At 40.0% G+C, this 15,099-nt stretch carries 11 protein-coding genes; 5 read left to right on the top strand and 6 right to left on the bottom strand.

Annotation, left to right across the window (positions count from 1 at the left end):
- Window positions 1-4 precede the first annotated feature (4 nt).
- Both AN392_RS11790 and AN392_RS11785 read right to left on the bottom strand, forming a co-directional pair.
- Window positions 5-1,333 carry a glycoside-pentoside-hexuronide (GPH):cation symporter gene (locus tag AN392_RS11790; RefSeq protein ID WP_055012832.1) on the bottom strand — a complete coding sequence of 443 codons (1,329 nt, stop codon included), beginning with the start codon at window positions 1,331-1,333 and terminating at the stop codon, window positions 5-7.
- Window positions 1,334-1,348: 15 nt separating this feature from the next.
- Complete coding sequence (locus AN392_RS11785) at window positions 1,349-2,683, bottom strand: GH1 family beta-glucosidase (protein WP_055012831.1); 1,335 nt, start codon at window positions 2,681-2,683, stop codon at window positions 1,349-1,351.
- Window positions 2,684-2,935: 252 nt separating this feature from the next.
- Between AN392_RS11785 and AN392_RS11780 the strand changes: the two genes are divergently transcribed.
- The 3 genes from AN392_RS11780 to AN392_RS11770 all read left to right on the top strand — a co-directional run bounded on the left by AN392_RS11780 (window position 2,936) and on the right by AN392_RS11770 (window position 7,592).
- Window positions 2,936-4,201, top strand: coding sequence for a sugar MFS transporter (locus AN392_RS11780; protein ID WP_010390899.1), 1,266 nt, complete (start codon window positions 2,936-2,938; stop codon window positions 4,199-4,201).
- A gap of 16 nt (window positions 4,202-4,217) precedes the next feature.
- Entirely contained in the window at window positions 4,218-6,734 is a 2,517-nt protein-coding gene (locus AN392_RS11775) for an exo 1,3/1,4-beta-D-glucan glucohydrolase (protein ID WP_055012830.1), read from the top strand.
- A gap of 231 nt (window positions 6,735-6,965) precedes the next feature.
- A complete protein-coding gene (locus AN392_RS11770) occupies window positions 6,966-7,592 on the top strand; it encodes a fumarylacetoacetate hydrolase family protein (RefSeq protein ID WP_055012829.1) in 627 nt (208 codons plus the stop codon).
- On the opposite strand, the gene AN392_RS11765 is transcribed toward AN392_RS11770, so the two are convergent.
- The 3 genes from AN392_RS11765 to AN392_RS11755 form a co-directional block, all read right to left on the bottom strand.
- Entirely contained in the window at window positions 7,519-8,457 is a 939-nt protein-coding gene (locus tag AN392_RS11765) for a hypothetical protein (protein WP_055012828.1), read from the bottom strand. The two genes, AN392_RS11770 and AN392_RS11765, sit on opposite strands and share 74 nt — an antisense overlap.
- 123 nt (window positions 8,458-8,580) lie before the next feature.
- Window positions 8,581-9,633 (bottom strand): aldo/keto reductase, encoded by a 1,053-nt coding sequence (locus AN392_RS11760; protein WP_055012827.1) that lies wholly within the window; start codon window positions 9,631-9,633, stop codon window positions 8,581-8,583.
- 12 nt (window positions 9,634-9,645) lie between these two features.
- On the bottom strand, window positions 9,646-10,077 hold the full coding sequence (locus AN392_RS11755) for a thioesterase family protein (protein ID WP_054202217.1): 432 nt from the start codon (window positions 10,075-10,077) through the stop codon (window positions 9,646-9,648).
- 398 nt (window positions 10,078-10,475) lie between these two features.
- Here AN392_RS11755 and dinB point away from each other — a divergent pair, with 398 nt between their 5' ends.
- Together dinB and AN392_RS11745 are read left to right on the top strand one after the other, a co-directional pair.
- Complete coding sequence (dinB, locus tag AN392_RS11750) at window positions 10,476-11,531, top strand: DNA polymerase IV (RefSeq protein ID WP_010390908.1); 1,056 nt, start codon at window positions 10,476-10,478, stop codon at window positions 11,529-11,531.
- Window positions 11,532-11,641: 110 nt separating this feature from the next.
- A complete protein-coding gene (locus AN392_RS11745; RefSeq protein ID WP_055012826.1) occupies window positions 11,642-13,177 on the top strand; it encodes a leucyl aminopeptidase family protein in 1,536 nt (511 codons plus the stop codon).
- A gap of 53 nt (window positions 13,178-13,230) precedes the next feature.
- On the opposite strand, the gene AN392_RS11740 is transcribed toward AN392_RS11745, so the two are convergent.
- Complete coding sequence (locus tag AN392_RS11740; RefSeq protein ID WP_055012825.1) at window positions 13,231-14,868, bottom strand: methyl-accepting chemotaxis protein; 1,638 nt, start codon at window positions 14,866-14,868, stop codon at window positions 13,231-13,233.
- Between the last annotated feature and the right edge of the window lie 231 nt (window positions 14,869-15,099).

Raw genomic sequence — 15,099 nt, 5'->3', positions numbered from 1 at the left:
CTTGCTACAAATTGCTTTTCTGTGTTAAATCGGCAGTGATTTTTTTAATGGTTCTATTGTCTAGGCTGTATTTACTCATTATTAATGCCACAAGTACACTACCAATCGCAGGGTAAAGTGTGAATGAGGTTAAAATACCATTTTTAGTTGCCTCGCTTAATTCCACATTGGCTTGATATTGATAATAAGCAAGTAACCAACCGGCAATCGCTCCGCCTAATGCAAGCCCCAATTTGATAAAAAATACGATGCTTGCGTAAACTAAACCCGTGAGTCGAAGGCCATTTTGCCAGACTCCGTAATCAATAGTATCAGCCATTTTTGCCCATAATAAAGGCGTTGCCATTTGAGTGAATAAACACCATAAAAAATACACTAAAAACGCTAGTAAAACGTGTTCATTAGGAACAAAAAAGGCAATGCAGCTCAATATGGCGGAAATATATTGCAGATAAACATAAGCCGCTTTCTTATCAAGGCGTTTACTTAAAGGTTGCGCGCAAGCGCAGCCTAAAATATTACCAATCATACCTAAGGTTACAAATTCGGTGATTAAATCTTCTTTGCCAAGAACATATTTTACATAGTAAATAGCCAACGTTGTGCGCAATACCATACTGGTTAATAATACCAGCGCCGCCATACACAAGATTTTAAACGGCTGATTTTGCCATAAAAAGTGAAGTTGTGTTTTTAAAGATAATTTATGCGGTGGATTGCTCACTCGCTCTTTGGTGTAACGAAAACAAATTAAAAATAACACCACACCTAGGCAACTCATAACCAGCATGGTGAGTTGATAGCCCATTTCGTTATTACCATTGCCAAACCATTTTACTAAAGGCAAGGTGCAGCTTGTAACCAGTAAACCACCTAACATGCCAAATACGAACCGGTATGATTGGATGGAGACACGTTCGTTGGGATTGCCACTTAATACGCCGCCAAGTGCCGAATAAGGAATGTTAATTGCGGTGTAAACTAACATTAGCAGGGTGTAGGTAACGAACGCGTAAATAATTTTGTTGGTGTCATCCATCTCAGGGGTAGTAAAAGTAATCACGCTTATAACGGCAAAAGGGATGGCAAGCCAAAGTAGGTAGGGTCGGTAGCTACCGTATTTAGTATGAGTGGCATCAGTGAGTGCGCCCATTATTGGATCAGTTACTGCATCAATAACTCTAACTACTAAAAAAAGGGTGCCCACAACAGCAGGCGAAATACCAAAAATATCAGTGTAGAAAAAAGTTAAAAACAGCATTACGGTTTGAAAAATAATATTACTGGCCGTGTCACCTAGGCCGTAAGCTATTTTTTCTTTTTTACTCAGCATAAAAGCCACTCGTTATTATTTTTGGCGCTGTTTAAGAAAATCACGATACGCAATCGCGCTTTGTTTTAATGTACGTTGTTGAGTTTGGTAATCAACATAGACTAGCCCAAAGCGCTTTTCATAACCATAGGCCCATTCAAAATTATCCATTAAGCTCCATGCAAAGTAGCCTTGCACATTCACGCCTTGCTCAACTGCATTATGAACGGCATTAATGTGGCTATGGTAGTAATCGATACGTTGTATGTCATCTACTTTACCGTCTATTAATACATCGGCCATCGCTGCGCCGTTCTCTGTTATATATACTTTAGGTAAAGTGTAACGATCATTTAATGAAAGTAGTAATTCACACAATCCCTGTGGGTAAACTTCCCAGCCCATATCGGTGGTGGCAACATTCTCTAAAGAAACTTCTCTAAACCAATGATCTGGCGTATTTTTGTAATGAATACGAGTATAGTAATTAACCCCTAAAAAATCGATCTTTTGGCTAATAATTGCCATATCTCCATCACTAATATGGGGCTTTGCATCATTTGCAAGCTCATTAATCACTTCAGGGTAACAGCCCTCTAGTACTGCCCGTATATACCATTGGTTATGATAGTCATCAGCTAATTTAGCAGCGCGTTCATCAGCAGTGGTAAGCGGATAGGATGGGCTAAAGTTAAGTACTATACCGGCTTCTATCGTGGGGCAATTCTTACGTATCACTTGCATTGCGAGTCCATGGGCAAGCAGTAAGTGGTGCGCTGCTTGGCGTCCTGCTTTTTGACTTTTTATGCCTGGTGCATGTACCCCTATTTCATAGCCTAGGTAGGCACTACAAAAAGGCTCATTTAAGGTCGCATAAGAGTCAACTAAGCCCTCTAGTTGTTGAGTTACTATGTGAGTGTAATGAGCAAATTGATACGCGGTATCGCGATTTAGCCAACCACCGTTGTCTTCTAAATGCTGTGGTAAATCCCAATGATATAAAGTGACATAAGTTTTAATGTTGCGCACTTTTAAAGCTTGTAATAGCGATTTATAAAACGACATTCCTTGAATATTCAAGCTGCCATCTTGGTGTAAAACGCGTGGCCAAGAAATCGAAAGACGATAAGCGTCTACAGCTAAATCAGCAATCATTTGTACATCTTGTTGCCAATATTCTATGTGTTTACATGCTTGGTTGCCGTTACTGTTATCTGCAATGGTGTTTGGTTTGTTACAAAAAGTATCCCAAATACAGGGGAGGCGGGTATCGTAACTTCCCTCTATTTGAAAAGAGGCTGTAGCAACCCCAAAAATAAACGGCGGCTTTAAGAGGGCTGACGTGCCTGGTAAGGAGATTGTTTTAAACACAATGAGATACGTCCTTAAGCTTGCAAATAATAATGAGCTTTACAGTAGTTAGCTAAGCAATATAAATTACATAATACAACAATGTAAGCGCTTACAATATTTTTGTAAATAAATTGATAAATTTTCTCTATATGCTATAAATGTAAGCGCTTACATTTGGTGTTGCAACTATTATCTGCATTTTAAGTTTTACTAAACGCAATAAAATAGAGGTAACAATCTGATAATTAAAAAATAATTAGAGATTATACTATGGCACATATCACACAGCCACTACCGGCAGCAGAAAACAGCCAAAAACCAGGGTCTACACACACCTTTGCGTTAACATCGCTTACGACCTTGTTTTTTATGTGGGGTTTTCTTACTTGCCTAAACGATATTTTAATTCCGTATTTAAAGGGAATGTTCTCCCTTAATTACACCCAAGCAATGTTGGTACAATTTTGTTTTTTTGGTGCCTACTTTGTTATGTCAATTCCTGCAGGGAAGCTGGTCAGTAAAATAGGTTACCAATTTGGTATTGTTGTTGGTTTGGTTGTTGCTGCGATAGGGTGTGCACTATTTTACCCCGCTGCAGAGGCACATGTTTACGAACTATTTTTACTTGCTTTGTTTGTACTTGCTTCAGGGATCACCATTTTACAAGTCTCTGCCAACCCTTATGTAAGCGTATTAGGGCCTGCAAAAACAGCGTCTTCGCGTTTAACTATGACTCAAGCTTTTAACTCTTTAGGCACAACGGTTGCGCCATTGTTTGGTAGTTGGTTAATTTTGTCAGAAATTAGTCAAGCTACAGCAGAACAAGTTAAGTTTCCTTATTTAATGCTCAGTGCAAGTTTATTAACATTGGCGATTATTTTTGCTTTTTTAAAGTTACCTAAATTAGGTAAAGCGATTGACAGTGAAGCAGAAAACCAAGGTGACACTGAGTTTGTTGATTTAGGCAGTGTATGGAAATATCGTCACCTTATTTTAGGCGCGATTGGTATTTTTGTTTACGTAGGGGCTGAAGTGGCCATAGGTAGTTTTTTAGTTGGCTTTTTAACCCTTGATCATATTGCAGGCTTACCAGAGCAACAAGCAGCACATTACATTAGCTATTATTTTGCAGGTGCAATGATAGGACGCTTTGCTGGCGCCGCGATTATGCAAAAATTAAACGCAGCCAAAGTATTAGCTTGTCACGGTATTTTAGCAGGCTTACTTGTGTTAATTGCTATGACGGGTCAAGGGTCACTGGCTATGTGGGCTATTTTATTAGTTGGATTATGTAACTCTATTATGTTTCCTACTATTTTTAGTTTAGCACTGCAGGGGCTTGGTAAATACACCTCGCAGGGTTCGGGTATTTTATGTTTAGCGATTGTTGGCGGTGCCATTATTCCGTTATTACAAGGTATGCTAGCTGATAACATCGGTGTGCAATTAGCTCTTATTCTGCCCATTGGTTGCTATTTATATATTACTTATTTCGCGCTGTTTGGTGCAAAAAAAACAACGTCAACTCCTCTTTGAGTTTTAGGTGAATGTTATGATTATTAAACGCACTTTTTCAATCACTGCGCTGATGCTAGCAGCAATAACCAGCAGCGGTTGTTCGCAACCCTCTAACAGTGCTAGTGATGCGACAAATCAAAAAGAAATTTGGCCAACAATAGAAACAGGTATTAAAAGCGATGCTCAAATGGAGCAAAAAATCGCTGATATGCTAAAGAATATGACGCTAGAGCAAAAAATAGCGCAAATGATCCAACCTGAAATCCGTAATATCACGGTTGAAGATATGCGTAAGTATGGTTTTGGTTCTTACTTAAATGGTGGTGGTTCATTTCCAAACAATAATAAACATGCAACCCCTGAAGATTGGGTTGATTTAGCAGAAAAGATGTATCAAGCATCGATTGATGATTCTTTAGATGGCAGCACAATCCCTACAATGTGGGGCACTGATGCGGTACATGGACACAACAATGTTATTGGCGCGACCTTATTTCCGCATAATATTGGTTTAGGTGCTGCAAACAACCCTGCACTTATTGAAAAAATAGCCGCCGCTACTGCGCGAGAAGTAATGGTTACCGGTATAGATTGGGTATTTGCACCTACTGTTGCGGTGGTTCGTGATGACCGCTGGGGCCGTACTTACGAAGGGTACTCTGAGGACCCTGAAATAGTGAAAGCGTATTCCGCTTCTATCGTTAAAGGGTTGCAAGGCGCTGTTGATGAAGACTTTTTGTCGGATACGCGAGTAGTTAGCACCGTTAAGCACTTTTTAGGTGATGGTGGTACTGTCAATGGCGACGATCAAGGTAATAATATCGCCTCTGAAGAAGAGTTATTTGCGCTTCATGCACAAGGTTACGTAGGTGGTTTGAGTGCAGGTGCGCAAACGGTTATGGCTTCGTTTAACAGCTGGCATGGCGATAAAATACACGGTAGCAAATACTTATTAACCGATGTACTAAAAGAAAAAATGGGTTTTGATGGCTTTGTTGTTGGCGATTGGAATGGCCATGGACAAGTTAAAGGCTGTTCAAATAGTAACTGTGCTCAAGCTGCTAATGCAGGCTTAGACGTGTACATGGCGCCAGATGAGTGGAAACCACTATTTAGCAACTTGGTTAACCAAGCTAATAGCGGTGAAATTCCACTAAGCAGAATTAACGATGCGGTAACGCGTATCCTACGCGTTAAAATGCGCGCAGGATTATTTGATAAACCAAGCCCCGCGAAGCGTCCTCTTTCTGGAAAAACTGAAATTATTGGTAGTAGCGATCATCGTGCAGTGGCTAAACAAGCTGTACGCGAATCTTTAGTATTACTTAAAAATAAGCAGCAGTTACTGCCATTATCGCCTAAGACCAACGTATTAGTCGCAGGCATAGGGGCTGATAACATCGGCATGCAGTCGGGTGGTTGGAGCGTTACGTGGCAAGGAACAGGCAATACCAACAGTGACTTCCCTGGCGGCAGCTCTATTTACTCAGGTATTAAAGATACTGTAGAGCAAGCTGGTGGCAGTGCAATGCTGAGTGTTGAAGGGAAATACAAAGCACGCCCAGATGTAGCCATTGTGGTGTTTGGTGAGCAACCATATGCAGAGGGTAATGGTGATGTTGATAACCTAGAATACCAGCGCGGTAATAAAAGCGATTTAGCGCTACTGAGAAAGTTTAAAGATGCAGGAATCCCTGTTGTATCATTATTTATTAGCGGTCGCCCAATGTGGGTTAATGCTGAGCTAAATGCCAGTGATGCGTTTGTTGCTATTTGGCTTCCAGGCAGTGAAGGTGATGCAATTAGTGATGTATTGTTTAAAAATGCAGACGGTTCAATTAACCACGACTTTAAAGGAAAGTTATCGTTTTCATGGCCGAATAACCCAATCGACAATGAAAACCGCAACGACGAAGCTTATAGCCCATTACTTCCTTATGGTTTTGGCTTAACCTACGGTGATAGCAACGTACTTAAAGATGACTTGGTAGAGCAAACTCAACAGACTGAACAATTGGACGACTTAGTGTTGTTTGAACGTGCTATAAAAGCACCATGGTCGTTGGTATTAAAAAGTGGCGAGCAACAAAAAACGGTGGCGAGCAGTCGCGAGTCATTAGGTGCGGTGAGCATCCAAACATTTGATAAAGAGGTGCAAGAAGATGCACGCGCTATTCGTTTTAATGGCCAAGCGATGGCTGGGGTTAATTTAGCCGCGGCATTCCCATCTGACTTACGCTCATACGTTGAAAACAATGGCCAATTGCAAATGCAAATTAAAGTAGATAAAGCGGCATCAAGCCCGCTGTGGATTGCTATGGGTTGTGGCGAAAGTTGTCAGGGTAAGTTTGATATTACCGATAACCTTGAGCAATCAGGTCAATGGCAAACATTAAACATCAACTTAAGTTGTTTTGCAGATCAGGGTGTTGATTTAGCACAAGTGTTCTCTCCTTGGCAGTTAAGCACGCAAGGTGATTGGCATGTATCTATAGCTAAGCTGGCTATTACAGCGAATACTGCTGAGCAAGGAAGTGTTACTTGTAAGTAGTCAATAATCTATTAATAAGCAGGTACTGAGAGTACCTGCTTATTATTTTAAACACATAGTACAAAAACCTACCAAATTAGTCCCTTCTTACTTTTATTCCATTCTATGTAATTGATTATATTCAGCTCAATAGTTATCATAAAAACATAATAAAACTGCATTCGCTTTTGCGTTAATTATTTGAGAGTATGCCAAAATATTAAAAACGTTATGTAATTAACAGGTGAGAGAATGAATCAAATAAAGCTGGCTTCGCAGAGTATACAGCCTTCAAAAATAGTCTGTGTGGGGCGCAATTACAGTGCGCATATTGCTGAATTAAACAACGAACACCCTGAGCAAATGGTAATTTTTAATAAGCCTAATAGCGCGATCACTAATACCTTACTCTCTTCCCATAACGGTGATACGTTGCATTATGAAACTGAATTATGCTTTGTGATAAAAAATAAGCAGCTTGCAGGCGTAGGGGTTGGACTCGATTTGACTAAGCGAGCTTTGCAAAGCAGTTTAAAAGAAAAGGGCTTGCCGTGGGAACGTGCTAAAGCATTCGATGGCTCAGCATTATTTAGTGATTTTATTGAGTTAACGCCAGAAATGACATCGTTTATATTTGAATTACATATTGATGGTAAAGTAATTCAGCACGGAGAAACCCAGCTAATGTTGCACCAACCTGCGCAAATTCTGGCAGAGGTAAATGAGTTTATGGGTTTAGAAGAGGGCGATATTATTATGACCGGCACGCCTGCAGGCGTAGGGATGGTGAATGCCGGGCGAGAGTTTAAGGTTGCTCTTTATTCTGATTCTGGTCAGCAGTGTTTATTGGAGCATCACTGGTCTGTGAATCAAATTTAATTATGTGTTGATAATATTGTTTATCAAAATTATCGATATGTTCACTTAGCCAGTGTCGCTGGCTTAGTTGATGAGCCGCTGATTCTAGTATGGTACTTTCTAATGCCGCATTAATTTTCTTAATTGCCTGATTAGCAAAATCATTAGGTGCATTAGTCGCACAGCCTACAGCTCCTTTGATTAATGAGCGCGTATTTTGAGCTATGGGGATACTAACGATTTTTATAGGGTGTTGTTGCTGGTTAAAGTAACTGGCCATAAAAGGGTAATCGAGCGAGTAGTCTAAAAAGCCATGCCTCAACCTATCGATCACAACGCCACTCTCATTATCACTACTTAAGCTCAAGGACACGTTATGATGGCTCAAAGAGTTTTCAATAATCATATTTATGTGTGGTGAAAAACGTCGTGCTGCGGCTTGTCCATAGGTAAAGCGTTCATCGCTAAGTAAACTAATTAAATTTATAGGATTACCATGTGCTTTAGTAAGTGTTTCTGCTTTTTGGTTAGTTGTAATAATACTAAACTCAGGGTAGATAGAGGTAGGGCGTGAGTATGTATAGACTTCGTTGGTGCTCTTTTTATGGATTACGCATGGAAAGCAGACATTTTTGCCTTCTTTGATATATTTATTAATTCGTTTTTGTGGAACAAATAATCGAGTATGTTTTACATCCTTTATACTACTGATTAGTTGCTTAGTTAAATTGTCACACAAGCCCATTTGAGTATTCTCTGAGTCTAAGTGAAAAGGTGGTGTTTTGCTTTGTAGCCATAAAATTTCAGTGAGCTGATTTTTAGATTGGCTAATACTGTTACTCGAGAATATTAAAAATAGCAGGCAGAAATAACGAGCTGTATCCATAAAAAGCTGATAATTCTTTATTAAATGACTGTATTTAATTATACCTTAGCGCTTAAAAAATAAACATAAAGAATAGCAAAGAATCAACATTATTGAATAACATTTACCCTTTGCTTGATTTCATTAGTAAGGCATTGGATTATTTCTAAATATGATATCAATCGCTGATAACACGTCATCGCTCAGTGTTAGGTCAAACGCATCAATGTCTTCCTTTAATTGCGCCATAGTAGTGGCACCAATAATAGATGATGTCACTCCATCGACTTGATTACACCAAGCCAGCGCTAATTGAGCTGGGGTGATAGCGTGTGCATGGGCAAGTTCAACATACTCTTTGGTCGCCTGTTGTGATTGTGGCGTATCACGAAAAATACCGTTGCGCTGCATAAATGTCCAGCGAGAGCCTTCAGGGCGCGATCCATTTAGATATTTACCCGTTAATAGTCCAGCAGCTAAAGGTGACCAAGGTAAGTAAGCAATATCTTCATGCACACATTGCTCTATTAAATAAGGCCAATCTTTCGCATGCGCTAAACTAAACTCATTTTGAATAGACACCATTTTTGGTAAATTGTGCTCTTTGGCTAAATTTAAAAATTGGCTAATCCCCCACGGGGTGTCGTCAGAAAGTCCACAGTGTTTAATTTTACCCGCTTTAACACACGCATCTAAACCCTCTAAAATATCAAGCATGTCAGCGGTGTGCTGTTTTGCATCGACCTCAGTAAATTTAAGCATGCCAGGCCATTGCCTTGCAAAATGAGGAGTGCGGCGATTTGGCCAATGTAATTGGTATAAGTCAATATAGTCGGTTTGTAGGCGTTTTAGAGACTGATCAACTGCATCAATAACAGCTTGGCGAGTAATATCACCACCATCACGGATCCATGAAAGCCCATTACCGGCAATTTTAGTTGCAATAACAATGTCTTTTCGTTTCTGTGAATTACGTGCAACCCAATTCCCTATAATTTCCTCAGTTTTACCATAAGTATCGGGAGAGGGAGGAACTGCGTACATTTCTGCCGTATCAATAAAGTTAACACCACGGTCAAGAGCATAGGCTATTTGCTCATCAGCATCATGCTGGGTGTTTTGTACTCCCCAAGTCATACTACCTAAACAGACCCTAGAAACACTAATATCACTACTGCCTAATTGACTATATTGCATTACTAATCCTAATTATTCGTTTTCAGAGTTTGCTTTTAAAGCCGATAACAAAGGTTCTGTGATCGTGGCTTTTTGCCCTGTTTTAAAGTCAAACATCACCACTTTTGACATGCCAGTGGTCGTTATCGCATTTTGCGCATGACTAAATACACTGTAATTCATTATAAATCTGTCTGACTTAATATCACTGATAGTAATACCTACGCTTAATGTGTCAGGAAACGTCACAGGGCGTTTGTAGCGAATATTATTTTCACTGATCACAGGGCCAGTGGCTTTAGCATTGATAGTATCAAATAAATTTAATTTATTTAAAAAGTCGATTCTGGCTATTTCAAAATAACGAAGATAAACACAGTTATTAACATGCTGTAGGGCATCCATATCGCCCCACGCTACAGTAATGTCGGTATGAATAGGGTGTTGTTGTTTGAACGTTTCCATGTATTTATAGCTCTTGGTTTTAAAGTATTTAGATTAGCAACATGGTCGGATGAGCTCAAGGGAATTATAGTTGGCAAAAATTCTAGGGCTAAAATTGTACCTCTTTGAATTCATGACTATAGTAACTATTAACACACAAGGAGATAACTATGCAGAATATAATTAATTGGTTATTGGCATGCACCGTTTTTATAGCGTCGTTTACTTGTTACGCTATGGGTAATGAGGCAGGAGCAATTATTTTGATTTTATTAGGCTTTTCTTTAGAAATTTTATTTTGGATGTATTGTTTTAATAAGCCCAAGAAAAATAGGCGCTCTTTTTAAATAACAACAAGCTTGCTAATTAATAGCGATTACACAATAATAGCTGTATAAATAAACAGTTGTTATTGTGTGATGAAAAAGTTTATTCATATAGACATGGACTGCTTTTATGCAGCCGTTGAAATGCGCGACAACCCCAAGCTTGCAAGTGTACCGCTGGCAATTGGCGGTAACAGTCGCCGTGGAGTGCTCTCTACCGCTAACTATCTTGCTAGAGAGTATGGGGTGCGCTCTGCTATGTCTAACTATCATGCCAAACAGCTTTGCCCCGATTTAGTTATTGTGCCCGGAAGAATGGCTGTTTATAAACAAGTATCAACTCAAATCCGCGCTATATTTAACCGCTATACTGATCTTGTTGAGCCTCTTTCACTTGATGAAGCGTACCTAGATGTTACCGACAGTACTGCATTTAAAGGCAGTGCAACGTTAATTGCTGAGCAGATCCGCACCGATATTTTTAATACCACAGGGCTGACCGCTTCTGCGGGGATTGCGCCAATTAAATTTATAGCCAAAATTGCTAGCGATGAAAATAAACCCAATGGCCAATTTGTAGTATTGCCTGAACAAGTTGACTCGTTTTTAGCCCAATTACCACTAGGTAAAATTCCAGGAGTGGGTAAGGTAACCTTGGAGAAGCTTAATTTAAAAGGGTTGTACACGGGCCAAGATGTTCGCGAAAAAGGGGCTAATTGGATGCAGCAACATGTGGGGAATTTTGGCGTGTCGTTATATCAAAAATGTATGGGGGAGCATATAGGGCGGGTTTCAACTGAGCGGATTCGTAAGTCATTGAGCGTGGAGCATACTTATGAATACAACAAAAATAGTCTTGATGAGTGCTTGGAGCAATTACCGCAACTGTTAGGTGAGCTCGAGGTTAGATTAAACAAACAGCAGCTACAAAATAAAATTAACAAGTTAAGTGTTAAAGTTAAATTTGCTAATTTTGTTGTGACCTCAGCAGATCAAGCGAATCATCAATTAAACACGGCTATTTTTAAAGAGTTACTCGCCAAAGCCTATCAACGCGGATTACAACAACCTGTACGTTTATTAGGAATTGGTGTTGGCATTAAAAATCAACCAGAGCATAATTTACAGCTAAGTATTTTAGACGTGTAAAAGCTGTAACTCTAGGTTGCCAGTAAGTATGCAGATTACCGCAGTTTACTGGTTATAAATTGCTAAATAAATAATAATAGGGGCTACGTTTTCTAACAGGATCCTTTTTTATGGCATATCCAAAAGCAGTGCTGGCTCAGCCAGTTAGTGCAAGCCTAGATTGTGCATCACACGATGCACTAATTATTATCAGCGATGACTTTTCTCACATACCAAATACGCCTCTGCGCGATGCAATTTTAAATCAAGCTCAAGTAGACTCTCGCATAGGTAATCAAGTTACCTTGCTAGTAATTGCCGGTAAACGTGTTGTATTAGCCCCAACAGGCCCTTTAAATAGAGATTATGATGATGTACGTCGCTATTTTGATGCGGCTAAATTAGCCATTAACGAGGCTAAAGCGTCAGGCAGTGTTAACCCCGCTATTTACTTACCTGCTTTAAATACCGACAGCCGTTACCAACACGCGCTGGAAGTGGCCTATTTAGGCGCATGCCAAGCATTATGGCAGCCTCTTGAAGCACGTGAATTTCATGGTCATGGTATTGAGCCAATTACTCAAATCGGTTTAATTGATGCCAATGAGCAAACGATTAAAGCAGTCAATGCATTAGCAGCTGGACAATATGCTGCACGTGATTTATGTGGTACCGAGCCTGAACGTATGGCACCACCACGCTTTGCTGATTACTGTAGCGAACTATTTAATAATAGCGCAGTGAGCGTTGATGTGATTGATGACTTGGCTGCCATTGATAAACACTATCCGATGCTAAGTACTGTTGCTCGTGCATCTTATGCAGTAGAGCGTCATCATCCACGCGTTGTTAAACTTGAATATGTACCAGAGGGTGAAGTAACACGCACACTGATGTTTGTTGGTAAAGGCTTAGTTTATGACACAGGCGGTGCAGATTTAAAAGTAGGCGGCTACATGGCAGGTATGAGCCGAGATAAAGGCGGTGCGGCTTCTGTGGCTGGATTTATGAAAGCAGTTGCTGATTACCAACCTAAAGGCGTTAAAGTGATTGCCTTTTTAGCAGTGGTACGTAACTCAATTGGTTCAGATTGTTTTGTTCCTGATGAAATTATTACTAGCCGTGAAGGTGTGCGAGTGCGCATTGGTAATACTGATGCCGAAGGGCGTCTAGCGATGGGTGATTTACTTAGTGAAATGAAAGATTTGGCTGTAAACGAAATAAACCCAACGCTGTTTACTGTGGCTACTTTAACAGGGCATGCTGCACGTGCGATGGGACCATATGGTGCTTATGTAGAAAATGGGCCAGCACGTAGTGCTAATATTTCACGTCAATTAGCTGATTGTGGTGATTTATGGGCTGACGGTGCTGAAGTATCACGTTCACGTCGTGAAGATTATGACTTTATAAAACCACGTACTTTAGCTGATGATGTGCTTTCTAGTAATAATGCGGCTTCTGCCGTCACAGCGCGCGGTCATCAATTCCCTATGGCATTTTTAGCTGTGGTAGGCGGATTAGATAAGCATGGTAATGAGTCTACTTTACCACTCCCTTATGTGCATATGGATATTGCCGGTAGTGGCGTTGAAGGCGGCGATTGGCAACATGGTAAACCAACTGCGGCGTCAGTAAGCAGTTTATTTGCCCGCTACTGTTTATAATTCTCTATAAATGATCTTAAAAAGCCCTGAAAATCAGGGCTTTTTTAATTGAGTTAACTAAGCTTAAAGCGCGATACCACGCTAGATAATTCAACACTGCTTTGTTTGAGTTTGTCGCTGGCAAGGGTTAAATCCTTAGTATTACCTAATGATTGCTCCGTTGATTGCGAAAGATCGTTAATTCTTAAGTTCACTTCATCTGCGGCCGATGTTTGCTGCTCTGTTGCTCTTGCAATTTGGCCGTTCATATCGGTGATCACCGATACTAACCTGTCTATTTCATCCAGTGATGTATTTGCTGAAGAGGCTTGTTCAACCGTAGAAATAGAAATTTCTTGGCTAGATTTTACCGCCTCAACTGCGGCTTTAGCGCCTTCTTGCAGTTTAGCTATCATGGCTTGAATTTCATCAGTGCTTTTACCCGTTCGACTTGCTAAGGTTCTTACTTCATCGGCTACGACGGCAAAGCCTCTACCATGTTCACCTGCCCGTGCAGCCTCAATGGCTGCATTGAGTGCCAACAGGTTAGTTTGCTCTGCAATACTTCTTATTACATCAAGCACCGAACCAATATTATTACTCTCTTGAGCAAGATCAGCGGTTACTTTGCTTACGGTTTCTATATTACTCGAGAGGGTTTCAATGGCGGTAATCGTTTTAGATACTACATTTTTGCCCGTTGATGCATTACTGGCAGTATCATTTGCGGCTTGTTCAGCGGCTTCGGCATTACGGCTAACATCATGAATTTGATGAGTCATTTCCTCCATTGCAGCGGCTACTTGGGTGCTACTGTCGTTTTGAAGCTCAATAAACGACTGGCTGGTTTTGCTAGAATCATCTACAGCATGGGCATGCTCGTTTACATCGTTTGCGCTTTTGGCAACTAGTACTAAAGACTCTCTAATTTTAGAGACAAATAAATTAAATGATCTCGAAAGTTGAGATATTTCATCATTACCATTTTCGTTGAGAGTACGAGTTAAATCCCCCTCACCTTGAGAGATATCTTTCATCATCTGCGCTGCTAAACGAGTCGGCGTTAAAATGCTTCGGCCAATAAAGTAGCTAAATAACACCACCACAATAATCATAATAACAACGTTGATAATGATGATAGTGCGCTGCTGCGAAAAGGCACTGTCTATGGTATCAAGATAAACTCCCGAGCCGATTATCCATTGCCACTGATCAAAACCTTTAACAAACGCAATTTTATCTACGGGGTTGTCATTACCGGGCTTTGGCCATTTATAAGGCACATAACCTTCGCCGGATTGTTTTACAACGCTAACCATCTCAACAAATAACGGGGTGCCATCAGGGTCTTTATTATTAGTTAAATCTTTTCCCTCAAGAGCTGGTTTTATTGGGTGCATTACCATCGCCGGCTGGTAATTATTGATCCAAAAATAGTTAGTGTCATCGTAGCGCAATGAGCGGATTGAGGCGATTGCTTGAGACTGTGCTTGTTGGCGAGTAAGAGTTTGGTTTTGTTCAAGGGCTGCATAGTGCTTAATAGTACTATATGCAGTTTCTACCACATTTTTAGTTTTAAGGTATTGCTCGTTTTTGAGCGCTTGGTATTGATTACTCAAGCTCGAAATACTCAATACAATTAAACCCAGTATTACAATCCCTACTAAAATGGCTAGACGTTGAAATATAGTAAAACGACGGAGATTTAGCATAAACATGTTCCTGTATAAGAGCATTACTTCTCTTTAATAAGCATAGTTAAAATATAGGCTAATAGAGCTTTATTTTCATAATATTGAATTTTTATATTTAGTTGTTAGTGGTTAATTTAAATACAATACAAGTTGCGCGCTCAGGCTTAGATTTTTAGTTACCCTATGCTCAAATTGATTTAATTATTGTTTGTTGACGTTTCAATATATCTTATTTGCATAAAAAAAGGC

The sequence above is a fragment of the Pseudoalteromonas sp. P1-16-1b genome (assembly GCF_001401785.1).
Lineage (GTDB): Bacteria > Pseudomonadota > Gammaproteobacteria > Enterobacterales > Alteromonadaceae > Pseudoalteromonas > Pseudoalteromonas undina.
This window is presented reverse-complemented; position numbering and strand designations above follow the sequence as displayed.